The following is a 23,428-nucleotide window of genomic DNA, read 5'->3' on the forward strand; positions in this document are numbered from 1 at the left end:
CGTGAAGTGGGCCGGCCCGGCGTCCGCCGTACGGATTGGAAAGGGTCAGCGTTGCGCGCCGGTCCGTAGGCGGTCCAAGTGGGCCCGGTAGGCCTCCGGCAGGCTGGTGTTCGCGGCCTTGCTGCTCAGTTCGCGCGCCTGCCGCGCGAACTTGGCCTGCTCGTCGGCGGTCACCGTCTCCGGTGCGCCGGTCAGCTTCTTGTAGGTCAGCGACGCGACGCCGGCCTGACCCTCGAACCGCGGGTGGTAGTTGAACGCCCGCAGCAGGTTGAGGTCCTTGCCCTGGATCCACGCCTGCCCGTCGGGGGCGCAGGCGTCGTGCCCGGTGGAGGGGCCGAAGGTGTCGAGGTAGAGCGCCCCGGCCGCCTTCGCCGCGTTCTCGGCCGCCTTGTTGAGCTCCTGCTCGATCGAATACAGGTAGCCGTAGTCACCGTCGGCGAACGGCAGGATGTCGGGGCAGGTGCCCTTCTCCGGCGCGATCTTCGGGTAGCCGACGAGGACGACGGTCGCCTTCGGCGCTTTCACCTTGATCGCCTTGGCGACGTCGGTGATCCGCACCTGGGTCTTGGCGATGTCGGCCTTCAGCGTGTCGACGCCGTCGACGGTGAAGTGCTGCTTGCAGGGCGCGCCCTTGGCGTCGCTGTCCCGCAGCTTCGGGCAGGTGTCGATGATCCGGCCGAAGACGCCGAAGTCGTTGCCGCCGATCCCGAGCGTCACCAGGTCGGTGTCGGCCGTCAGCGCGTCGAACTGCGGCGCGGCCACGCCGAGCGCCGTGCTCTGCGGCTGGGTCATGTTCGTGGTGTCGGCGCCGCCGCAGCTGACGTCGGTGAAGCGGTAGATGTGCAGCATCCCCGCGAGCAGCTTGGGGTAGTTGCTGGTCGAGCGCAGGCAGCCCAGCGAGAGCAGCTCCGGCAGCGGGACCAGGGGAGCGGAGGTGTAGGAGTCACCGAGCGCGACGTACTTGCTGTACGACGCCTTCGGGGCGACCGGGGGCCGGTCCGGCGTGGCCGCCTGAGCGGGGCCGGTGAGGGACACCGCTCCGATCGAGGCCAGCGCGGTGAACGCGGCGACTGCACGGGAAAGCTTCACTTGACCTCCGGGACTCTGCCTTCGGGGAAGGGCAGTGCGGCCCACAGTAAGTTGAGTCACCGGCCGATTACAAGGGGTGACCGGGGACCTGGTGCATCGGGCCCGGAGCTTTCGTGGAATCCTTCTGCCTATGCGTGTCTGGCACGGTTTGGACGAGGTGGGCCCTGACTACGGTCCGTCGGTCGTCACCATCGGCAACTTCGACGGCGTGCACCGCGGCCACCAGGAGGTGCTGGCCCACGCCCGCGCGCGGGCCGAGCAGCTCGGTGGGCTGCCGGTGGTCGCGCTCACCTTCGACCCGCACCCGATGGCGGTGCTGCGCCCCGACAAGGCGCCGGCGACGATCAGCGAGCCGGAGGAGCGGGCCCAGTTGCTGTGCGACGCCGGGGCCGACGCGGTGCTGATCCTGCCGTTCGACAAGGAGACGTCGAACTGGTCGCCGCAGGAGTTCATCGACCGCGTCCTGGTCGGCACCTTGCACGTGAAGGCTGTCGTGGTCGGCGAGAACTTCCGGTTCGGCCACAAGGCCGCCGGGCACGTCGACACCCTGGTCGAGGCGGGCGCCGCGGCCGGGTTCGAGGTCGAGGGCCTCGCGCTGCGCGGTGAGGGCCAGCCGTGGTCGTCGACGTACATCCGTGAGCTGATCGCGGCCGGTGACGTCGAGAAGGTCGCCGTCGCGCTGGGCCGGCCGCTGCGGGTGGCCGGTACGGTGATCGAGGGCGACAAGCGCGGCCGCGAGCTCGGGTACCCGACCGCGAACATCCCGGCCGAGTCCGGGTCGGCGATCCCGCTCGACGGCGTGTACGCCGGGTGGCTGCGGGTCCTCGAGCCGGCGCCCGGCACTCCGGCGTACGGCGAAGCTTTCCCCGCCGCGATCAGCGTCGGCAGCAACCCGACGTTCGACGGGATCGACCGCCGGGTCGAGTCGTACGTGCTGGACCGCGACGACCTGGAGCTGTACGGCTCGCGGGTCGCGGTGGACTTCGTGGCCCGGCTGCGCGGCTCGCAGATCCGGTTCGACACGATCGAGGCGCTGCTGGTCCAGATGAAGACCGACGTCGACCAGGCGCGGCGGCTGCTGGCCGGGGACACCCCGTCCACTCAGGGTGATTAGGGCGGCTTGTCCACAGGCTGATACCCTGGCTGCTGCCGTCTGAACGGCCGCGGATCGAGAGTGCCCGGGTGACCTAAGCCCCGGTGCGCCGCGCAACGGACATCGAGAGGATCAATAGTGTCGTCTGCCAATCCTGAGGCGAAGAAGAAGATCATCGGCGAGTACGCCCTGACCGAGGGCGACACCGGTTCCCCCGAGGTCCAGGTCGCGCTGCTCACGCACCGCATCGCCGACCTGACCGAGCACCTGAAGGAGCACAAGCACGACCACCACAGCCGTCGTGGTCTGCTGCTCCTCGTCGGTCAGCGCCGCCGGCTGCTGAACTACCTGTCCAAGAAGGACATCAACCGCTACCGGTCCCTGATCGAGCGGCTCGGCCTGCGCCGATGACGTCGTGAGAAGCGGCCACCGCATCCTGGTGGCCGCTTCTCGCGTATCCATGTCCCGGTGGTTTTCGGGGCTTGGGACAACTGAATAGCTAAAACGACAACGAGACGACGCGACCTGCGTACCGGGACGACGACCGGTCCTCGGTAGTGGCTTTCGGGACAGAGACTGACCCGCGGGCCTCGATCGAAGACCGGCACACCCCCGGAGCCCGCGCCTCACGTCGTCTCAGAGTGAGAGAGGGGTATCCCGTGTCGGGATCCACCAACGCGCCCATGGAGGGCGCACAGTACGCCGAAGCCGTGATCGACAACGGCAGCTTCGGCACCCGCACCATCCGCTTCGAGACGGGCCGTCTGGCCCAGCAGGCCGCCGGCTCCGCCGCCGCCTACCTCGACGGCGACACGATGGTGCTCTCGGCCACCACGGCCAGCAAGAAGCCCAAGGACCAGTTCGACTTCTTCCCGCTGACGGTGGACGTCGAGGAGCGGATGTACGCCGCCGGCCGCATCCCGGGCTCGTTCTTCCGTCGTGAGGGTCGCCCCTCCGAGGAAGCCATCCTGACCTGCCGGCTGATCGACCGCCCGCTGCGGCCGTCGTTCGTCTCCGGCCTGCGCAACGAGATCCAGGTCGTCATCACGGTCCTGGCGCTCAACCCGGACAAGCTGTACGACGTCCTGGCGATCAACGCCGCGTCGATGTCCACCCAGATCGCCGGGCTGCCGTTCTCGGGCCCGATCGGCGCCACCCGCGTCGCCCTGATCGACAAGCAGTGGGTCGCGTTCCCGACCCACACCGAGCTCGAGGACGCCGTCTTCGACATGGTGGTCGCGGGTCGTGTCACCGACACCGGTGACGTCGCGATCATGATGGTCGAGGCCGAGTCCACCCCGGGCACCTTCGACGCCGTTGCCGCCGGCAAGCAGGCGCCGACCGAGGAGATCGTGGCCGAGGGCCTCGAGGCCTCGAAGGGCTTCATCAAGACCCTGGTCGAGGCGCAGTCGGCGCTGGCCGCCGCCGCGTCGAAGCCGACCGGTGAGTTCCCGGTCTTCCCGGACTACCAGGACGACGCGTTCGCCGCCGTCGAGGCCGAGGCGACCGAGGAGCTGACCCAGGCCCTCGCGATCACCGGCAAGCACGACCGCGACGACGCCACCGACGCCGTCAAGGCCGCCGTGGTCGCCAAGCTGGCCGAGTCCTTCGAGGGACGTGAGAAGGAGCTGTCCGCAGCCTTCCGCTCGCTGACCAAGAAGCTCGTCCGCAACCGCGTGCTGACCGAGAAGATCCGGATGGACGGTCGCGGTCTGGCCGACATCCGCCCGCTCAAGGCGCAGGTCAAGGTGCTGCCGCGGGTGCACGGCTCGGCGCTGTTCGAGCGCGGCGAGACCCAGATCATGGGTGTCACCACGCTGAACATGCTCCGGATGGAGCAGCAGCTCGACACGCTGTCGCCGGAGACGCGCAAGCGCTACATGCACAACTACAACTTCCCGCCGTACTCGACCGGTGAGACCGGCCGGGTGGGTTCGCCCAAGCGTCGCGAGATCGGGCACGGCGCTCTCGCCGAGCGCGCCCTCGTGCCGGTGCTGCCGTCGCGCGAGGACTTCCCGTACGCGCTGCGTCAGGTCTCCGAGGCGCTCGGCTCGAACGGCTCGACCTCGATGGGTTCGGTCTGCGCCTCGACGCTGTCGCTGCTGTCGGCCGGTGTGCCGCTGAAGGCACCGGTCGCCGGGATCGCGATGGGCCTCATCTCCGGTGAGGTCAACGGCGAGATCGAGTACGTCGCGCTGACCGACATCCTGGGCGCGGAGGACGCGTTCGGCGACATGGACTTCAAGGTCGCCGGCACCAAGGACTTCGTCACCGCCCTGCAGCTGGACACCAAGCTGGACGGCATCCCGGCCAGCGTCCTGGCCGGTGCGCTGACCCAGGCCAAGGAAGCCCGCCTGACCATCCTGGACGTGATGTCGAAGGCCATCGACGCCCCGGGTGAGATGAGCGAGTTCGCGCCGCGGGTCATCTCGGTGAAGGTCCCTGTGGACAAGATCGGAGAGGTCATCGGCCCGAAGGGCAAGATGATCAACCAGATCACCGACGAGACCGGCGCCGACATCTCCATCGAGGACGACGGCACGGTGTACATCGGTGCGACGGACGGCCCCTCGGCCGACGCGGCGCGCGCGATGATCAACGCGATCGCCAACCCGACCATGCCGGAGAAGGGCGAGCGCTACCTGGGCACGGTCGTGAAGACGACCAACTTCGGGGCGTTCATCAGCCTGCTGCCGGGCAAGGACGGTCTGCTGCACATCTCCAAGCTGCGTGGCCTGGCCGGTGGCAAGCGGGTCGAGGCCGTGGAGGACATCCTCTCGGTCGGCCAGAAGCTGCAGGTCGAGATCGCCGAGATCGACGACCGGGGCAAGCTGTCGCTGATCCCGGTGATCGAGGGCGAAGAGGGCGACAAGGCCGACGAGAAGGCCGACGACACTGAGGCCGCAGCCGCCGAGTGAGTCGAGCCACCACTAGCACGTTGCTGAGCCCGGAGGAGGGCGGTCCCGTCAAACGGACCGTCCTGCCCTCCGGGCTCCGCGTGCTCTCCCAGTCCGTACCGGGCTTCCGCTCGGTCACCTTCGGCGTGTGGGTCGGGGTCGGTTCGCGCGACGAACCGGTGCAGCTGTCCGGTGCCACGCACTTCCTCGAGCACCTGCTGTTCAAGGGCACCGAGCGCCGCGACGCGCTGGAGATCTCCGCGTCGCTGGACGCCGTCGGCGGGGAGATGAACGCCTTCACCGGCAAGGAGTACACCTGCTACTACGCGCGGGTGCTGGACTCCGACCTCCCGCTGGCCGTCGACGTGATCTGCGACATGATCACGTCCGCGACGCTGACGCCGGAGGACGTCGAGTCCGAGCGTGACGTGATCGACGAAGAGATCGCGATGCACGCCGACGAGACTTCCGACCACATCCACGACCTGTTCGCCGAGCAGCTGTGGGGACCGACACCGCTCGGCCGATCCATCACCGGTACGCCGGAGTCGGTCGCCGGGCTGACCCGCCGTCAGGTGATCGGCTGGTACCGGCGCCGCTACCGTCCCGAGAACATCGTCGTCTCGGTGGCCGGTAACGTGGAGCACGCCGACGTCGTTCGCCTTGTACGTAAGGCGTTCGAGCGGCACTGGGTCACCGGCGAGGCCGAGCCCGCGCCGGTCCGGATCGGATCGGGGCGCAGGCTTCCGACGTACGGGGGAGTGCAGGTCCACCACCGCGACGTCGAGCAGGCGCACCTGGTGCTCGGGATGCCGGGCCTCGTGCGCAACGACGAGCGGCGGTACGTCGCCGGAGTGCTGCACGGGATCGTCGGCGGCGGCATGTCGTCGCGGCTGTTCCAGGAGGTCCGCGAGAAGCGCGGGCTGGCGTACTCGGTGTTCACCTTCGGTTCGGCGTACGCGGACACCGGCATGGTCGGCGTGTACGCCGGCTGCCTGCCGAAGAAGGCGCCCGAGGTGCTGAACGTCGTACGGGCCGAGCTGGCCACGCTCGCGGCCGGCGGCATCACGCCCGACGAGTTGCTCCGCGGCAAGGGCCAGATGCGCGGCTCGGTCGTGATGGGCATGGAAGACACCGGCGCGAAGATGACCCGCATCGCCAAGGCCGAGCTCGTCTACGGCGAACTCCCCACCGTCGACGAGATCCTCAACCGCATCGACGCCGTCACCCTCGACGACGTCCACCAGCTGGCCACCGAGCTCTACGCCGGGACTCCGGCCCTCACCGTGATGGGCCCCTTCGACGAGTCCACCACGGCGTTCGATCTGTAGCTCCACCCGCGTTCCACCGAACCGGTCAGTCGGCACGTCCGACTGACCGGTTCGTCGTTCCCGGCACCTGAGAAGGCAGCAAGTTCGCGAGCTGTCATCTGATGACTTCGAGGGTTGAGTGGGGATATGGTCGGTGTGGACGCCTGTGAGGTCTCCGGGTGCTCTGAGGTCTTCGGCGAGCGTGTCTCCGAGTAACTTCCTTGTTACGTCAGTTGTTTTTGTTGCTGACAACGTTGACATGCGCAGTAACGACCAGCCAACATGGCGACCACATTCCGCCCGCCTTAGTGGCCTCCTCCGAGGAAGTTGGTTCGACCGTGCGACGTACGACTGGTGTTGTGGGGGTGTCGCTGGGGCTCGCCCTGGTGCTCGGTGCCTGCGGGGATGGAGGCAGCGGCAGTGGCGACAGTGGGGGAGGTGGCGCGAAGAGTGCGGTGATCGCGATCGCGGCCGACCCGCTGGAGTACATCAACCCGCTCAACGAGAACGGCAGCCCGGGGATCCAGATCGCGCAGGCGGTGTTCGCGCCGCTGGTGGCGACCGACCCGGGCACCGGCAAGACCACGAACGTGCTGGCCGACTCGGTGACGCCGGACAAGACCAGCCAGACCTGGACGATCAAGCTGAAGCCGGGCAACACGTTCCAGAACGGCCAGAAGCTGACCGCGAAGGACTACGTCGACAGCTGGAACCTGACCGCCCAGGGCTCGACCGCCTGGAAGAACAACGGGTTCTTCTCCAAGGTCGAGGGCTACGAGGCGCTCAACCCGCCGACGCCGGATGGCGCCACGCCGAAGCCGACCTCGGTGAAGACGCTCAGCGGGCTGAAGCAGATCGACGACCTGACCTTCTCGGTGAAGCTCAAGGTGCCGTTCTCCCAGTTCGGCCTGACGCTGCAGTACCTCGGCCTGGCGCCGCTGCCGGAGGAGGTCCGCAAGGACCCCGACGCCTACAAGCGCAAGCCGATCGGCAACGGCCCGTTCAAGCTGGACGGCGCCTGGAACCCCGGTGACGACATCAAGCTGGTCAAGTGGGACGGCTACAAGGGCCCGAACGCGCCCGAGGCCACCGCGCTCACGTACCGGTTCATCTCGAACGCCGACACGGCGTACAACGAGTTCCTGGCCGGCACCGTCGACTTCGTGGACGTCCCGCCGACCAAGGTGAAGACGTTCAAGACCGACGCGCCCGACGGCTGGGTGACGGCGGAGCCCTCCGGCGCCAACTACCTGACGCTGCCGGCCTGGGACGCCCGCTTCAAGAACCCGAAGCTGCGGCACGCGATCTCGATGGCGATCGACCGGAAGGCGATGGCCGAGCTGGTCGGCCTGTCGACGCCGGCCAGCGGCCTGGTCGCGCCGGACATCAACGGCTACCGTGCCGACGCCTGCAAGTACTGCGCCTTCGACGCGACCGCGGCCAAGCAGCTGCTCCAGGAGGCCGGCGGCTTCTCCGGCCCGCTGAACATCAACTACAACACCACCTCCGCGACCGGCCAGATCTTCGCCGAGGCGATCGGCAACATGCTGCGCCAGAACCTCGGCCTGGAGATCAAGTACACCGGCAAGCAGGGCTCGGAGATCACCACGCTGGCCGACACCCGCAAGCTCGACGGCCTGCGCTTCTCCGGCTGGGGGCACGACTACCCGTCGATCGAGGACTACCTGACGCCGATGTTCAAGTCGTCCGGTGACGCGAACTTCGCCGGCTACGCCAACCCGGCCCTGGACGCCGTCCTGGCCAAGGGCGACGCCGAGCCGGACCCGGACCAGGCGATCAAGCTCTACCAGCAGGCCGAGGACATCGCGCTCGAGGACCTGCCGCTGATTCCCCTGTACACCAAGCAGAACGCCTACCTGCACTCGGCCAAGATCGAGCCGCGGGTGTCGAAGTACACCGGCGTTCAGGCGCTCTACTCCACGTTCAAATGACCCGGTTCGTACTCCGCCGGATCCTGGCGGCGGTTCCGATCGGCCTGATCGTCACGCTGGGGGTCTTCGCGCTCGTCTTCGCGATGCCTGGGGACCCCCTGCGGGAACTGGCCGGTGACAAGCCCATCCCGGCCGCCGTACTGGCGGCCAAGCGGGCGCAGTTCCACCTCGACCAGCCGTTCGTGGTGCAGTACCTGCTGTCGATGAAGGACATCTTCACCGGCCACTTCGGTACGACGTTCGCCGGCGCGGACATCGCCGACCAGCTCCGGCTGCGGATCCCCGTGACGCTGAAGCTGGCCACGATGAGCCTTGCCCTGCAGTGGATCGCGGGCATCCTCTTCGGCCTGTACGCCGGGTTCCGGCGCAACGGTCTGGTCGACCGGATGCTGCTGCTGTCCACGCTGGTCGTGCTCGCCGTACCGGGCCTGGTGCTGTACTTCGCTGGGCAGTACGTCTTCGGTGTCGAGCTCAAGTGGCTGCCGGTCTCCGGAGCCGCCGACGGCTGGCCGATGGCGTACCTGCTGCCGGCGGTCTGCATCGCGATCTCCGGGTTCGCCGGGATGGCGCGGCTGACCCGGACGTCGATCGTCGACACCGCGAACGCCGACTTCGTGAAGACCGCCCGGGCCAAGGGCCTGGGGGAGCAGCGGATCCTGTGGCGGCACGTGCTGCCGAACGCGTTGCTGCCCGTCGTCACGCTGATGGGTATCGACTTCGCGGGGATCTTCGCCGGCGCCGTGCTGGCCGAGTCGATCTTCAACCTGCCGGGGCTGGGCCAGTTCATGTTCTCCGCGATCCGGTTCAAGGAAGGTGGCGTGGTGGTGCTGCTGTCGACGCTGGCCTTCGTCATGTTCATCGTCATCAACCTGATCGTCGACATCGTGTACGGCGCGATCGATCCGAGGGTGCGCAATGTCTGAGGCCCAGCAGGTCTTCGGGACCGAGACGGCCGACCTCGAAGGCCGGACCCTGTCCAACACCGAGCTGCTCCGCGCGTTGCTGCGCAAGCCGCAGTTCGTGCTCTGCACCGTGCTGGTGCTGACGTTCTTCGTGATGGCCGCCGTCCCGAAGCTGTTCACCCGGGTCGACCCGCGGTTCTGCGAGCTCGGCAAGACCCAGCACGGTCGCGAGCCGGGCCACCCGTTCGGCTTCGACATCCAGGGCTGCGACTACTTCGCGAACGTGATCTACGGCGCGCGGCCGTCGGTGCTGGTCAGCCTCGTCGCCGGCATCGGCGGGTTCGTCGTGGCCGGCATTCTCGGTCTGCTCGCGGGGTACTTCCCGGGCGCGGTCGACACGGTGATCTCGCGGGTGGCCGACGTCCTGTTCGCGCTGCCCGGCCTGATCGCGCTGATCGTGATCCTGAACTCGGTCCCGAACCGCAGCATCTGGATCATCGTCGCGATCATCCTGGTCACCGGCTGGCCGCAGGGCATGCGGGTGATGCGGTCCACGGTCTTCTCGGTCCGCAACCGCGAGTACGTGCTGGCCGCGCGGTCGGTCGGCGTACCGCCGTTACGGATCCTGCGCAAACACGTGTTCCCGAACGCGATGGCGCCGCTGCTGGCGATGACCACGCTCGGCATCGGCGGCCTGGTCGGGCTCGAGGCGGTCCTCACCTTCCTCGGCGTCGGGCTGCAACCGCCGTCGATCTCGTGGGGCTCGCAGTTCGGCGTCGCGGCGGCGTACCGCGACACCCCGCACCTGTTCCTCTGGCCGGCGCTGTTCATCTCGACGATGACGATCTCGTTCATGATCATCGGCGACTCGATCCGTGACGCCCTCGACCCGAAGTTGATGCGATGAGTAGCGGCGAAGTTCTGTTGCAGGTCGACGATCTGAGCGTCGAGTTCGACACCCCGCACGGGACCGTGCGGGCCGTCGACGGCGTCTCCTGGCAGGTGCACGCGGGGGAGACCCTCGCGATCCTGGGGGAGTCGGGGTCCGGGAAATCGGTGTCGACGCAGGCGCTGACGGGCATCCTGGAGATGCCGCCGGGCCGGATCGTCTCCGGTACGGCGAAGTACCGCGGTGAGGACCTGATCGCGATGTCGGTGAAGGAGCGCCGCAGGATCGTCGGCGACCGGATCACGATGGTGTTCCAGGACTCGTTGTCCGCGCTCAACCCGGTGCAGACGGTCGGCAATCAGATCGCCGAGTGCTACCGGGTGCACCGCGGGATGTCCAAGCGCGACGCGATGAAGCGGGCCGCGGAGATGCTCGACCAGGTGCGGATCCCGGCCGCGGTCAAGCGCGTCAACGACTACCCGCACGAGTTCTCCGGCGGTATGCGGCAGCGCGTGATGCTCGCGATGGCGCTCGCGCTCGACCCCGACGTACTGATCGCGGACGAGCCGACGACCGCGCTCGACGTCACCGTGCAGGCGCAGATCCTGGAGCTGATCGCGGAACTGCAGGCCGAGCGGGACATGGGCGTCGTCCTGATCACGCACGACCTCGGCGTGGTCGCGGACGTCGCCGACAACGTGGTGGTGATGTACGCCGGGCACGTGGTCGAGCGGGCCGCCACGGCCGCTGCGCTGGAGCAGCCGATGCACCCGTACACCGAGGGACTGCTCGGCTCGATGCCGTCGGCGGACCTGAAGGGTCAGGAGCTGCCGACGATTCCCGGTACGCCGCCGTCGCTGCGGGCGATCCCGTCCGGGTGCGCGTTCCGGACCCGCTGCAAGCTCGCGATCGACGAGTGCGCGCACGAGGTCCCACCGTTGCTGACCGTCGCGCCGGGGCGCGACGCGGCGTGCATTCGCCGTACCGTCCTGAAGGAGGCTGTCGGATGAGCGACGAGTTGCTGGTGGCAACCAATCTGGTGAAGCACTACGACATCAGTCCGGCGTTGTCGTTCGGGACGAAGACCCTGGTCCGGGCGGTCGACGGCGTGGATCTCGTACTGCGCAAGGGCGAATCGCTCGGCATCGTCGGTGAGTCCGGTTGCGGGAAGTCGACGCTGGTCCGGCTGCTCGCCGCCCTGGAGAAGCCGACCGACGGCGAGCTCCGGTACGACGGAGTCGACGTCGCCGGGCTGAAAGGCCGCGCGCTGCGGCGCTGGCGGCGCAACGTCCAGGTCGTCTTCCAGGACCCGTACTCGAGCCTGAACCCGCGGATGCGCGTCGGCGAGATCGTCGCCGAGCCGCTGGAGGTCCACCCGGACGTGTCGAAGGGTACGGACATTCGAAAGCGCGTCCGTGAGCTGCTGGAGCTGGTCGGGCTGCGGGCCGAGGACGAGACGAAGTTCCCGCACCAGTTCTCCGGGGGCCAGCGGCAACGGATCGGGATCGCGCGGGCGATCGCGCTGAACCCCGACGTCCTGCTCTGCGACGAGCCGGTGTCGGCGCTCGACCTTTCCGTGCAGGCGCAGGTGGTGAACCTGCTGATGCGGCTGCAGCGGGAGCTCGGGCTGAGCATCATCTTCGTCGCGCACGACCTGTCGGTGGTCCGGCACGTGTCCGACCGGGTGGCGGTGATGTACCTGGGCAAGGTGGCCGAGCTGGGGCAGCATCACGAGGTGTACGACGTACCGGCACACCCTTATACACAAGCGCTTCTGTCGGCCGAGCCAGGTCTGGCCCGGGCCGGTGGACGTCGCCGGATCGTGCTCGCCGGGGACCCGCCGTCGCCGGTGTCGCCGCCGTCCGGGTGTCGCTTCCACACGCGGTGCCTGCAGGCGGAGGCGAAGTGCTCAGTCGACGTACCGGAACTGCGGATCCTCGAATCGGGGCAGCAGGTGTCCTGCCATTTCGCCGAAAAAGCCCAGGCGGACTTCGCTGCCGGCGTGGCATCCTGACCGCGTGCGAGTGCTGATCGAGCCGCGACCGCGGGACGACCTGGGCCTGGTGCTGCTGCTCGACCTGGCGCTGAAGGAACTCTTCACCCGCTACCCGGCGAGCCTGTCGCACCCGGTCGATCCCGCCACGTCCTTCTTGGTTGCCGACAACAAGGGAGACGCGGTCGGCTGCATCGGGCTGATGCCGGTGGTCGGCGGGGTCGGCGAGATCAAGCGCATGTTCGTCCGCCCGGACCAGCGCGGCCAGGGCATCGCCCGCCGGCTGATCGGCTCGGCCGAAGCCCTGGCCCGGCACCGCGGAGCGACCACGCTCCGCCTCGCCACCGGCAGCCGCCAGCCCGAGGCGATCACCTTGTACGAGTCGCTGAACTACCGCCCGGCCCCGGCGTACGGGAAGTACGTCCACGAGCCCACCGCTCTGTGCTACACCAAGTCGCTGAACTGACGCGCGACGGCCAATGAGATCCTTGGCCGGTCGACTGGTGTGGAAAGGGTGCGGATGATCAAGGTCGCGGTGTTGGGGGCCAAGGGCAAGATGGGCGCCCAGACGTGTCTGGCGGTCGAGGACGCGGACGGGCTGGAGCTGGTGGCCCGGCTCGACCAGGGCGACGACCTGGAGGAGCTGGCGAAGGCCGGTGCTCAGGTGGTCGTCGACTTCACCCGGCCCGAGGTCGTGATGGAGAACCTGGCCTGGTGCATCGAGCACGGCATCAACGCGGTCGTCGGGACGACGGGCTTCGACGAGGAGCGGCTGGCGACGTTGCGCGGGCAGCTGGACCAGAGCCCGGGGACCGGCGTGCTGATCGCCGCGAACTTCTCGATCGGCGCGGTGCTGATGATGCAGTTCGCCGCGAAGGCCGCCAAGTACTACGAGTCGGTCGAGATCGTCGAGCTGCACCACCCGGACAAGGTCGACGCGCCGTCGGGGACAGCACGCCGTACGGCGGAACTGATCGCCGCGGCCCGGCGCGAGGCCGGTGTCGGCCCGATCCCGGACGCGACCACGACCGGGCTCGACGGTGCCCGCGGGGCCGACGTCGAGGGGATCCGGGTGCACGGCATCCGGCTGCGCGGCCTGGTCGCGCACCAGGAGGTCCTGCTCGGTGACGTCGGCGAGACGCTGACGATCCGGCACGACTCGATGCACCGGGAGTCGTTCATGGCCGGCGTCCTGCTCGGCGTCCGGCGGATCGTCGACACCCCGGGGCTGACCGTCGGCCTAGAGCACTTCCTCGAGCTCGACTGACCGATGAGCGCCAAACGGGTCGTCGTGGTGATCGCGGTCGTCTTCGTCGCGTACGCCGTGCTGCTCGGCTGGCGCGGCGTCCTGCTGATCGGCACCGGTGACCCGGTCGCGGTCGGACTGGGGATCGCCGTCCTGGTGATCCCGTTGGTCGGGCTGTACCTGGTCTGGCGCGAGCTGCAGTTCGGCCGTCGTACGGAGGCGCTGGCGCAGGAGCTCGACCTCGAAGGCGGGCTCCCCGTCGATGACCTCCCGCGCCGCCCGTCCGGCCGGATCGAGCGCTCGGCCGCGGACGCCGCCTTCGCGCAGTACCAGTCCGAGGTCGAGGCGGCGCCGGACGACTGGCGCACCTGGTTCCGCCTCTCCACGGCGTACGACGCCGCGGGTGATCGTCGCCGTGCGCGAGCGTCCATGCGCACCGCGATCGCCCGCTACGACCAGGCGTGAGCCGGCCGCTACAGCCCGCTCAAACAATCGACTGCCTGAAACGGGATTCCTGGCAGTTGGCTGGGAACTGCCTGTAGTGGGCGACAACCCACCCGCGATACGGCTATTTTCAGGGGGTGCGCGGCAACCGCCGCGCACGGGTCGGAGACTGGGTGGAGCCGTCCTGTGCCGTCTGACGGGTCTCGCCGCGGCTCGGACGACGTTCGTACCACGGGTTTCGGCGATCTGCTGCGCCGGCACCGGCGAGAGGCCGGGCTGTCGCAGGAGGGGCTGGCAGAGCTCGCCGGTTTGAGCGTCGACGCGATCGCGGCCCTCGAAAGAGGTCGTCGCCGGGCGCCCAGGCCGCACACGCTGAGGTTGCTCGGAGACGCTCTCAAGCTCGGCGCGCCCGATCGGGCCCAGCTCGCGGCCGCTGCCCGGCGCGACGGCGACAACCCGCGCTCCACGCTGCGGCCCCCGCCGGTCCCGGCGAACCAGCTGATCGGCCGTTCCACCGAGCTGACCGAAACCGGTCGCCTGATCGGTGAGCGCGTGACCCGGCTGCTCACACTGAGCGGACCTGGTGGCGTCGGTAAGACGCAGCTCGCGCTCGCGCTGACCGGCGGGATCGGGCACAAGTTCGAGGACGGCGTCTGCTGGGTGCCGCTCGCGCCGCTCGCCGATCCGGCAGCTGTCGCGTCGGCGCTCGCGACGGCGACCGGGCTGCACCCACTCGACGGGGCGCGGCTGATCGAGGAGATCGCCGAGCTGATCGGGCAGCGCAAGGTGCTGCTCGTCCTGGACAACTGCGAGCACGTCGTCGCCACCGCGGCGCAGGTCTGCGGCGTACTGCTGGAGTCCTGCCCGAACCTGTCGATCCTCGCGACCAGCCGCGAGCTGCTGCGAGTGCCCGGCGAGAGCGTGTACGTCGTACCGCCGCTGGCCTTGCCGGAGCTCGAGCAGCAGCCTGACGCGTCGCCGGCCGTCCGGTTGTTCGTCGATCGGGCGACCGCGCGCGGCAACGCGCCGAGTGAGCAGATCGAGCAGGTTGCCCGAGTCGTCCGCCGGCTGGAAGGCATGCCGCTCGCGATCGAGCTGGCCGCGGCCCGGACCAACGTGCTGACCGTCGAGGAGCTGGCGACCGAGCTGGAGACGTCGTTCGGGATCCTCGCAGGCGGAGCCAGTACGGCGGGACCGCGACAGCAGTCGCTCGAGGGCGCGATCGGCTGGAGCTACGAGTTGCTGACCGCGCCGGAGCGAGAGCTGTTCGCCGAGCTGTCGGTCTTCGTCGGCGGCTGGACGCTCAACGCGGCCGCCGCGGTCTTGACCGGTACGACGACGCCCGGTCCGCGCGAGCGGGCCGAGACGCTCGACCTGATCAGTCGCCTGGTCGACAAGTCGCTGATCCGGGTCAGCCGTGAGGGCGGGATCGGGCGGTACGACATGCTCGCGGTGATCCGCGAGTACGCCGCCGATCGGCTCGCGGAGAGCGGGCGGGCCGACGAGGTCACGCGCAACCACGCGGCGTTCTACCTCAGCCTGGCCGAGGAGGCCGAGACCAACCTGCGGGGTGCGAACCAGGGCGCCTGGCTCGATCGCCTCGAAGGGGAGCTCGACAACCTGCGCGCCGCGATGAGCTGGTCGCTGCGAACGGAGTCGAGCGCCGAGGCGATCCGGCTGGCCGGCGGACTCTGGCTGTTCTGCTACCTGCGCGGCCACTACGCCGAGGGCGGCGGCTGGCTGGAACGCGCGCTCGCTCTCGTCGACGGGCAGCCCGAACTGAAGGCCGCGAAGGCGAAGGCCGAGCTCGGCGCGGGCATGCTCGCCTTCCTCCAGTGCGAGTACGACGTCGCGACCGCGCGGCTGCAGTCGTCGCTCGCGCAGTACAAGGAACTCAACGACACCGCCGGTACGGCGTTGGTGATGCAGCGACTCGGTGGCGTGGCCCGCGAGCGCGGCGACTACGTGACGGCCGAGAACCTGCACTGCCAGAGCTACGACCTGTTCGAGAGCCTCGGCGATCGCGCCGGGATGGCCTGGGCGCACAACCAGCTCGGCTTCGTGGCCTGGCTGCGCGGCGACCTCGAGATCGCGGCCCGGCGCTGCAAGCGGGCGCGGGACAGCTTCCGGACGGTCGGCGACGGCGAAGGACTGGCCTGGTCGCTGATCAGCCTCGGCACGATCGCGCAGTACGGCGGTGAGCTGTTCGAGGCCGAGGAGCTGCTGCAGGAGAGCTTGGCGCTGTCGCAACGGCTCGGCTACCGCGAGGGCGTCGCCTGGTCGCTCAACCAGCTCGGGATCGTCGAGCGGCGGCGCGGGCTGACCGAGCGCGCGGTTCACCTGCTCGACGAGAGTTTGGCCGAGCATCGGGATCTGGGGGACCGGTGGCGGTCGGCGAGTGTGCTGGAGGAGCTGGCGACGGTCGCGCAGCAGCGCAACCGGACGGAGTACGCCGCGTTCCTGCTCGGCGCGGCCGACGGCATCCGCGAGGTGATCGGAGCGCCGATCCCGGAGATCGAGAAGGCCGACCGCGCGGCCACGCGGCGCGCGATCGAGGAGACGCTGGATCGGCGGGCTTTCCGCGCGGCCTGGGCTGCCGGGCGGGCGACTCCGCTGTCCGCGGTGGCCGACGGCTATCCAGGTCCCGCGGCAGCTCCCGACAGGTCAACCAGGCTCTAGTTCTTTCGTTCTGGATCAGGGAGCGATTCGCACGGGGTTGTTCCCGCAGCCGCTCGACCTGGACCGGCATCGCTTAGCCGGTGAAACAGCCGGGTCCCGGCTGGTGCGTCCACCAGGGCGCACCACCCGGGCCGGTGGATCGGAGACGACCGCCCCGCCGTCTCCGACACCTGGCCTCGCGAGGCACCACGACCTGGGGGATCGAAGGTACCCCGCGAGGGATCAAAGCCGGGTCGGACGTGCGTCGACGGGTCCCGGCCGGCTGTGTTTTCTGTCTGACCCCCCAGGCAGTCCCCCCACCTCACAGCCGGCCGAAGCCTCGTCGGCGATGTCCCCCGCCCGTCGAGCCCTCCCGGTCGACGTTCGGTTCTCCCGCGCTGACTCAAGGTTGTCCTGGTCACGCTCTGTCGCACAGGGACGCAACCCTGACATCGCCCTGACAACCGCGGGCTGACAACGAAAGTCCTGCCCGAATTTCGCGGATTGTGACGGAAACCTGGCGGTCCGTGCCGGAAATTCCGGCAAAATCGGGTTCATTGACCGGGTCAAGTGACGCTATTGGTGCAGATACCCGGAAAGTTCCCGGGTCATTCCCGCGATCCGGTGCAGTGGTGTTCCTTCTTCCCCTTCCGGAGGGGTCATCGTCGGTCCGGGCAAGCCCTCGCCCTGGCAGGTGGTGTCCCTGGCCGGCGCGCGGCCGGAGGTCAGGAACGCGTCGACCAACTTGTCGGCGCACTTGTTCACGCCGCCGTAGATGCCGTGGTCGCCTTCGCGGGCGATCGTGATCAGCCGCGAACCGGCGTACCGGCGGTGGGCGGACTGGGCCAGCGTCACGTTGGTCGCGGGGTCGTGCACCGACTGGACCATCAGCGTCGTCGGCAGCCCGGCGCCGGTCGGGGTCGGCAGCGTGCGCTGCGGGCGATCCCAGGACAGACAGGGGTTCTCGTTCATGCCCCAACCGAGCAGCGGGTAGTGCGGGCCGAGCCGGGCGGACAGGATGTCGCCGTACTCGCGACCCTGCGGCCACTCGCTGTCGTTGCAGGTGACGGCGGTGAAGGTCGCCTGCTGGGCGTCGTCCGCGAACGGCCGGCCGAACGGGCTGAGGCCGATGGCCGGCTTCGTCGCCCGCTGGACGAGCTGGTGCTGGCGCTCGACCGACAGGGCGTCGACCTTGCGCTGCGCGGCCCGCGGACCGCCGGCGGTCTGCGCCTTCGACAGATCGCGAAGAAATGCGAGATCGGTGGCGAGACTGAAGAAATCCGCCTTTGTATACATATCCCCGACCACGATGTTGTCGAGGGTGTTCTGGTCGTAGCTGATCTTGACCGAACCGTCGAGGTATTCCTCGACCGCCGGCTGTTTCTTCAGTTCGGCCCGCAGCTTTTCGTAGGTACGGATCACCAGTCGCGGAGTGTTACCGAGTTTCAGCTCGCTGTCGTACTTGGCCGCCCACGGCGCGAAGTCCTCGCGGAAGCGCCGCTCGAAGGCCTGCGGCTGCGCCTCGAAGGTGTTGATCCACGGACGGGTGAAGTCGGTGTTCGAGTCGAGCACGAAACGGCCGACGTGCTCGGGGAAGAAGGTCTGGTAGTACGCGCCGAGCCAGGTGCCGGCCGAGTAGCCGACGTAGTCGATCGTGGCGAAGCCGAGCAGGTGCCGGATCAGGTCCATGTCCTGCACGGTCTGCGCGGTGTCGACGTACGGCAGCAGGCCGCGGGACTGCTGGTCGCAGTACGGGCGGGTGAGCTCGGTGGCCTCGGCGATCAGGTCCAGGTTCGCGGGATCGCGGTCGCGGGCGTCCATCGTGTAGCCGGGCGCACCCTGGCAGCTGACGTTGGAGCTGTCGCCGGTGCCGCGCGGGTCGAAGCCGACGGCGAGGTGGTCCTTGGCGATCGCGGCCCGGCTCGCCAGGAACGGTGCCATGCCGAGGCCGGCACCACCCGGGCCTCCGGGGTTGCCGAAAACGACGCGGCTCGGCTTGCCCTTGACCGGGGCGACCTTGCTGACGGCGAGCTGGATGTCGTCGGCCTTGTCACCCTGGTGCCACCAGTCGCGGGGTGCGGTGACCTTCGCGCAGCTGACGCGGAACGACGGGTCGCCGCAGGTCTTCCAGAGCGGCTTCTGATCCAGGTAGCGGTTGGCGACGTACGCGGGTCTCTTCAGGACCGGCGCCGGCTCGACGGACGCGGTCGCGCCGGAGCCGGGAACGACGAGCAGGGCGGGAAGGCTGATACCGAGGCCGAGAACGGCCAGGGTACGGAACTTCATACATCCTCCAGGGATGTCCAAACGTGACGGGACCGTCGCAATCTGTCACGTCAGCCGTCCGCCGTCGAACACCACCCCCGGTCCGGCGGCGGATCGTCGTCTGCTAGGTGCAGAGCTGCGGCTTCAGTACGTCGTACGCCCAGTCGGCGAAGTGCTCGCTCGTCCAGCCCCGGTTGGTGACGAGCAGCAGGTAGAGCTCGGTGCTGAGTACGGCGTACAGGATGTCGGTGGCGTGCTCGGTGCTGACGTCCTTTCGGGCTCCGCGTTTGGTGAGCAGGCTTTGCGCCGCCTCGGTCTGGACGGTGAGGCGGGGATCGCTGTTGGGCCAGAGGCCGGCGATGTTGGCGTCCGAGGCGGCGGCTGCCTCGAGCATTTTCATGATCGGGGCGACTCTGGCCAGCACCTCTGTGGTGCCGTCGACGTGGGCACGCAGGTGCTGGTCGGCGGTCTTCGCGGCTTGAGCTTGCTGGAACCACGGCCGGTCCATGGTCGCGACCGGCTCGTCGTCGCCGGCGATCGAGCGGTCGACGACCTGCTTGAGCACCGTCTGCTTGTTGCCGAAGCCGTAGTAGATCGTCTGGACGGCGACGCCGGCGGCCGCGGCGATGTCCTGCAGCGCGGTCGCACCGTACCCGTCGCGGACGAACAGTTCGGCGGCCGCGTCCAGCACCTTCGCGCGGGTGAGGCGCGACTTCTCGGCTCTGCCGTCGACCTTCTTGACCTGGCTCATGTTTGTAGTCTATCTCTAGAGTCAATCACTAGAGTTCAACTACAAGGAGTTTGCGATGAGTGTGCTGCGACTGACCCGGCTGACGGTGGACGCCGCTCAGGCCGACGAGATGCTGGTCCGGCGGGCTGCCCTGATCGAGGCTGTACGACGGACGACCGACGGGTTGACCGACACCCGATTGGCGCGGGTCGACGAGGAGACCTGGCTGGATGTGTGGCGGTGGGAGTCGGGTGAGGCGCTGGACAAGGTTGCCGCGTCGGCGCCTGGGTTGCCTGAGGCTCAGGCGGCGTTCGCCGTCGTACGGGATGCTCAGGTCGAGCGGTACGACCTGGTGGACGAGCGGTAAGGCCTGGTTGAGTTGTTCGTCATGGACAACTCGACTGAGCTGGTGGAGCGGGCGCGGCGTGTGGTGGAGGCGCTGGAGCGGGACGACGTCGAGGCCGTTGCTGCCGCGCGGTCGTCGCGGCTTGCGGGCTGGGAGCCGGGTCCGTGGATGCGGGACGTCTGGGCCTCTCGCATGGAGGCGGCGGCCGGCTCAGGTCGCCGCCTCGGCGAAGGGTGGAAGGTCCATGACGAGATGGTTCGCTTCCGGGTCGAGGGGGACGGTGGCGAGGCGTTCGCGACGGTGCTGCTGGATGCGGAGGGGTTCTTCGGGCTGGATGTTGCGGCGGAGCTGCGGGACTGGCGGTTCGGGATCTGCATCGGGTGTTCCGACTCGCAGCGGGAGGAGGTGCGGGGGTTCTGGGAGCGGCTGGTCGAGGCGCCGCTCAGCTTCGGGGACGGGTTCGGGGTTGCGCCGCGGTGGCCTGATCCGGCGTACCCGCAGCAGCTGCATCTCGATGTGTCGGTTGCTGATCTGGAGGTGGCCGAGGCCGACGTACTGGCTCATGGTGCGACGAAGCTTCGGGACTCGGGTGGTTTTCGCGTGTACGCCGATCCGGCTGGGCATCCGTTCTGCCTTTATCCCGGTGAGTCTCGGGAGTTGATGCGGGTGGTGATCGACTGCCCGGATCCCTTGGTGCTGGCGGACTTCTGGGCGGGGCTGCTGGAGATGCCGGAGCGGGTCGAGGAGACGGCTGATCGGATCGTGATCGCCCGGTCGGACGGCCGGCTGCCGATGATCGCGCTGCAGCGGGTCGAGGACTACCAGGCGCCTCGGTGGCCGGATCCTTCGTATCCGTCGCAGCTGCACCTCGATGTGTTCTCCGACGATCGGGTGGAGCGGGAGCAGTTGGCCTTGCGGTTGGGCGCTTCCAAGGTGCCGCCGCAGGGCGGTGGCTGTCCGGTGTACGCCGATCCGGCGGGGCATCCGTTCTGCCTGTGCATGACGGGGGAGTAGTTCTGTCGGTGGTGGGTTCTAGGGTCGGGGGATGGGAGCTGGTGAGCTACTGATCGGGCAGCTGGAGTTCTACTGGGACGTGCACCTGCGGCCTCGGCTCGAGGGTTTGAGCGACGAGGAGTACCTGTGGGAGCCGGCGCAGCCGAGCTGGTCTGTACGGCGTTCTGCTGATGGGCAGGTGGTCTTCGACATCGCAGACCCAGCTCCGGAGCCGCCGCCGGTGACGACGATCGCCTGGCGCTTGGTGCACGTCGCGGTCGGGTGCTTCGCGATCCGGGCGAACACGTTCTTCAACGACGGGACCACTCCGGCGGATGCGGACATGTTCGATCGTCGGCAGATGCCGGGTGAGTTGCCGTTGACTGCTGGTGAGGGGTTGGCGTTTCTCGATCACTGGTATGCGCGGTGGCACGACGGGATCCGCTCGTTGGACGAGGAAGGGCTTGCTCGGCCGCTCGGCGTCAAGGGCGGGCCGTACGCCGGGGACTCGATGCTCGGGCTGATCACGCACATCAACCGCGAGACGATCCACCACGGTGCTGAGATCTCGTTGCTCAGAGATCTTTATCGCGCTCGTTGAGTTCTTCGAAGATCGCGCGTTGTACGGCGTCCGAGGGGTCGTGTCCGCCGATGTACTCGTGTCCTTCTGCGCCGGGGATGTTGGTCAGCAGCCAGTTCGTGTGGTCGATGGAGCTGTTGTCGTCGTGCGATCCGTACCAGACCGACACCGGGGCTTGGATTGCGCGGACGTCGAAGCCCCAGGGGCGGATGAAGGCGAGGTAGTCGTCGATCCAGCCGTCGAGGCCGTCGACGAGGCTTGCGTGGAGGCGGATGCTTCGGCCGCCGTCGTCTGCTCCGGCGCCGGGGTCGCCCAGGGAGGCGAGGAGTTCGGTGCCTCGGTGGGTGAGGTGTTGGCGGAGGTGGTCCTCGCCTTGGCGGGCGTCTTCGGTCCAGTCCAGGTCGAGTCCGTCGAGTACGTCGAGTGGGCCGATGCCGGCGACGGTGCTGCATCGCGTCACCCGGTCGGGGAGCAACGCGGCGCAGGCCAGCGCGTGGGGAGCGCCGCCCGAGAAGCCGGTGACGGCGAACTTGGTCCAACCCTCGGCGTCGGCCAGTGCTCGTACGTCGTACGCGAGGTCGGCGACCGACCGCCCGGGCCGGCGCGTCGAGCCGTAGCCGGGGCGGCCGGGCAGGAGGACGCGCAGGCCCGCGGCGTTGATCGCGGCAACTACATCCGGTCGCTCCCAGCGGGTGCCTGGGGTGCCGTGCAGGGAGACGACCGGGGTGCCGTCGGGGTCGCCGTACAGGCAGTACTGGATGGTTCGGTTGTCGACGGTGAGTTCGTGGGTCTCCGGCGGGGTCCAGGTCACGGGTCCATTGTCAGGGCGGGGAGGTTCGTGGGGATCAGTTCGGGGCCACGGTCAGCACGATCTTGCCGGTGGCCTGGTTGGTCTCGCCTCGGCGATGGGCTTCAGCAGCCTCGGCGAGTGGGAAGACCGAGTCGAGCTCGACGCGGAGCTTGCCTTGGGCAACGAGATCGGTGATCGCCGTCAGTGCGAGCCGGTCGGGCTCGACCAGCGTGAACTCGGCACGGATCCCACGCCGCCGGCCCTCCTGCGCGGTCGCCTCGTCGACGGGCAGGATCGAGACGTACGATCCACCATCCTTCAGTACGTCGAGCGAACGCCGCCCGGTGTCACCCGCGATCGGATCGAACACCAGATCGACCGCGCCCGCCCGCGACGGCTCGCCTGCGCCGGCCCGCCCCGTCGCCCGCGACGGCTCGGTTGTGCCGGTCCGCCCTGTCGCCCGCGACAGCTCGCTTGCGCCGGTCCGCCCCGTCGCCCGCGACGGCTCGGTTGTGCCGGTCCGCCCCGTCGCGTCCAAGTAGTTGCCACCTGACTCGTTCGCCTGTCCGCGCAGTACTTCCACGAAATCCTCGGTGCGGTAGTCGATCACGTCGTCGGCCCCGAGTGACCGGACGAACTCGTGCTTGGCCGCACTCGCCGTACCGATGACGTACGCACCGAAGCTCTTCGCGATCTGCACCGCCAGATGCCCCACCCCGCCCGCCGCCGCATGGATCAGCACCCGCTGCCCCGACTGCAGACCCCCGGTCTCCACCAACCCCTGCCAAGCGGTCAGCGCCGCGAGCGGCAGACCCGCGGCCTGCTCGAAGCTCAGCGCCTCGGGCTTGCGAACGAACTGCCGCGACGGGGCAACGACGTACTCGGCGTACGCCCCCGGCAGCACCGGGAACTTCGGCATCCCCAGCACCTCGTCGCCGACCCGCAACCAGGTCACACCGAAGCCGACCTCCTCGACCACGCCGGCGACGTCGTACCCCAGAATCACCGGCGCGTCCCCGTGCCCACCCTCGGCGCGGCCCTTCCAGTCCGTCGGGTTGATCCCAGCCGCGTGCACCCGGACCAGGATCTCGGTCAGCCCTGGGGTCGGCCGCCGGACGTCCTCCAGTTGCAGCACCTCAGGTCCACCGGCGCTCTTCGCGACCACAGCCCGCATCGTCTTCTCGTTCGTCATGTGCCGAGTCTTTCCCGGCGTCGCTCGCGTGCCCACTGGCCTGATGGACATCATGTGAA

Annotated in this window: 21 protein-coding genes; 16 read left to right on the plus strand and 5 right to left on the minus strand. The window is 68.9% G+C overall.

Annotated features, from left to right (window positions below):
• Positions 1 to 45 precede the first annotated feature (45 nt).
• Positions 46 to 1,089 (minus strand): SGNH/GDSL hydrolase family protein, encoded by a 1,044-nt coding sequence (locus tag ACYVIO_RS22940; RefSeq protein WP_460652910.1) that lies wholly within the window; start codon positions 1,087 to 1,089, stop codon positions 46 to 48.
• Positions 1,090 to 1,219: 130 nt separating this feature from the next.
• Here ACYVIO_RS22940 and ACYVIO_RS22945 point away from each other — a divergent pair, with 130 nt between their 5' ends.
• The 13 genes from ACYVIO_RS22945 (at position 1,220) to ACYVIO_RS23005 (ending at position 16,494) form a co-directional block, all read left to right on the plus strand.
• On the plus strand, positions 1,220 to 2,203 hold the full coding sequence (locus ACYVIO_RS22945; protein ID WP_460652911.1) for a bifunctional riboflavin kinase/FAD synthetase: 984 nt from the start codon (positions 1,220 to 1,222) through the stop codon (positions 2,201 to 2,203).
• Between the two features lie 117 nt (positions 2,204 to 2,320).
• Complete coding sequence (gene rpsO / locus ACYVIO_RS22950; RefSeq protein ID WP_164604166.1) at positions 2,321 to 2,593, plus strand: 30S ribosomal protein S15; 273 nt, start codon at positions 2,321 to 2,323, stop codon at positions 2,591 to 2,593.
• 272 nt (positions 2,594 to 2,865) lie between these two features.
• Positions 2,866 to 5,100, plus strand: coding sequence for a polyribonucleotide nucleotidyltransferase (locus ACYVIO_RS22955; protein ID WP_460652912.1), 2,235 nt, complete (start codon positions 2,866 to 2,868; stop codon positions 5,098 to 5,100).
• Between the two features lie 20 nt (positions 5,101 to 5,120).
• On the plus strand, positions 5,121 to 6,410 hold the full coding sequence (locus ACYVIO_RS22960; RefSeq protein WP_460652913.1) for a M16 family metallopeptidase: 1,290 nt from the start codon (positions 5,121 to 5,123) through the stop codon (positions 6,408 to 6,410).
• 317 nt (positions 6,411 to 6,727) lie between these two features.
• Complete coding sequence (locus ACYVIO_RS22965) at positions 6,728 to 8,341, plus strand: peptide ABC transporter substrate-binding protein (RefSeq protein WP_460652914.1); 1,614 nt, start codon at positions 6,728 to 6,730, stop codon at positions 8,339 to 8,341.
• Positions 8,338 to 9,264: an ABC transporter permease gene (locus ACYVIO_RS22970; RefSeq protein ID WP_460652915.1), complete on the plus strand. Its 927-nt coding sequence runs from the start codon at positions 8,338 to 8,340 to the stop codon at positions 9,262 to 9,264. Before ACYVIO_RS22965 ends, ACYVIO_RS22970 begins: the two co-directional genes overlap by 4 nt.
• On the plus strand, positions 9,257 to 10,150 hold the full coding sequence (locus ACYVIO_RS22975) for an ABC transporter permease (RefSeq protein WP_460652916.1): 894 nt from the start codon (positions 9,257 to 9,259) through the stop codon (positions 10,148 to 10,150). The genes ACYVIO_RS22970 and ACYVIO_RS22975 overlap by 8 nt, the downstream gene beginning before the upstream one ends.
• A complete protein-coding gene (locus ACYVIO_RS22980; protein WP_460652917.1) occupies positions 10,147 to 11,142 on the plus strand; it encodes an ABC transporter ATP-binding protein in 996 nt (331 codons plus the stop codon). The genes ACYVIO_RS22975 and ACYVIO_RS22980 overlap by 4 nt, the downstream gene beginning before the upstream one ends.
• Positions 11,139 to 12,146: an ABC transporter ATP-binding protein gene (locus tag ACYVIO_RS22985; RefSeq protein ID WP_460652918.1), complete on the plus strand. Its 1,008-nt coding sequence runs from the start codon at positions 11,139 to 11,141 to the stop codon at positions 12,144 to 12,146. The genes ACYVIO_RS22980 and ACYVIO_RS22985 overlap by 4 nt, the downstream gene beginning before the upstream one ends.
• Positions 12,147 to 12,150: 4 nt before the next feature.
• A complete protein-coding gene (locus ACYVIO_RS22990) occupies positions 12,151 to 12,591 on the plus strand; it encodes a GNAT family N-acetyltransferase (protein WP_460652919.1) in 441 nt (146 codons plus the stop codon).
• Positions 12,592 to 12,645: 54 nt separating this feature from the next.
• Positions 12,646 to 13,392, plus strand: a complete 747-nt coding sequence (dapB, locus tag ACYVIO_RS22995; RefSeq protein WP_460652920.1) for a 4-hydroxy-tetrahydrodipicolinate reductase — start codon at positions 12,646 to 12,648, stop codon at positions 13,390 to 13,392.
• A gap of 3 nt (positions 13,393 to 13,395) precedes the next feature.
• Positions 13,396 to 13,836: a hypothetical protein gene (locus ACYVIO_RS23000; RefSeq protein ID WP_460652921.1), complete on the plus strand. Its 441-nt coding sequence runs from the start codon at positions 13,396 to 13,398 to the stop codon at positions 13,834 to 13,836.
• Between the two features lie 165 nt (positions 13,837 to 14,001).
• Positions 14,002 to 16,494, plus strand: coding sequence for an ATP-binding protein (locus ACYVIO_RS23005; protein WP_460652922.1), 2,493 nt, complete (start codon positions 14,002 to 14,004; stop codon positions 16,492 to 16,494).
• Positions 16,495 to 17,049: 555 nt separating this feature from the next.
• Here the strand turns inward: ACYVIO_RS23005 and ACYVIO_RS23010 are convergent.
• Both ACYVIO_RS23010 and ACYVIO_RS23015 read right to left on the minus strand, forming a co-directional pair.
• The gene (locus tag ACYVIO_RS23010) at positions 17,050 to 18,759 is read right to left on the minus strand and encodes an alpha/beta hydrolase (protein ID WP_460652923.1); all 1,710 of its coding nucleotides are present in this window, start codon (positions 18,757 to 18,759) and stop codon (positions 17,050 to 17,052) included.
• Positions 18,760 to 18,862: 103 nt separating this feature from the next.
• Positions 18,863 to 19,489, minus strand: a complete 627-nt coding sequence (locus ACYVIO_RS23015) for a TetR/AcrR family transcriptional regulator (protein ID WP_460652924.1) — start codon at positions 19,487 to 19,489, stop codon at positions 18,863 to 18,865.
• Positions 19,490 to 19,544: 55 nt separating this feature from the next.
• Here ACYVIO_RS23015 and ACYVIO_RS23020 point away from each other — a divergent pair, with 55 nt between their 5' ends.
• The 3 genes from ACYVIO_RS23020 to ACYVIO_RS23030 are packed head-to-tail and all read left to right on the plus strand — an operon-like array spanning position 19,545 to position 21,408.
• The gene (locus ACYVIO_RS23020; protein ID WP_460652925.1) at positions 19,545 to 19,835 is read left to right on the plus strand and encodes a hypothetical protein; all 291 of its coding nucleotides are present in this window, start codon (positions 19,545 to 19,547) and stop codon (positions 19,833 to 19,835) included.
• 21 nt (positions 19,836 to 19,856) lie between these two features.
• On the plus strand, positions 19,857 to 20,828 hold the full coding sequence (locus tag ACYVIO_RS23025) for a VOC family protein (protein WP_460652926.1): 972 nt from the start codon (positions 19,857 to 19,859) through the stop codon (positions 20,826 to 20,828).
• A 31-nt stretch (positions 20,829 to 20,859) separates the two neighbouring features.
• Positions 20,860 to 21,408 carry a DinB family protein gene (locus tag ACYVIO_RS23030; protein WP_460652927.1) on the plus strand — a complete coding sequence of 183 codons (549 nt, stop codon included), beginning with the start codon at positions 20,860 to 20,862 and terminating at the stop codon, positions 21,406 to 21,408.
• On the opposite strand, the gene ACYVIO_RS23035 is transcribed toward ACYVIO_RS23030, so the two are convergent.
• Positions 21,383 to 22,198 (minus strand): alpha/beta fold hydrolase, encoded by an 816-nt coding sequence (locus tag ACYVIO_RS23035; RefSeq protein WP_460652928.1) that lies wholly within the window; start codon positions 22,196 to 22,198, stop codon positions 21,383 to 21,385. The genes ACYVIO_RS23030 and ACYVIO_RS23035 overlap by 26 nt on opposite strands.
• 34 nt (positions 22,199 to 22,232) lie before the next feature.
• Positions 22,233 to 23,369 (minus strand): NADP-dependent oxidoreductase, encoded by a 1,137-nt coding sequence (locus tag ACYVIO_RS23040; RefSeq protein ID WP_460652929.1) that lies wholly within the window; start codon positions 23,367 to 23,369, stop codon positions 22,233 to 22,235.
• Between the last annotated feature and the right edge of the window lie 59 nt (positions 23,370 to 23,428).

Source organism: Kribbella endophytica (genome assembly GCF_054781295.1).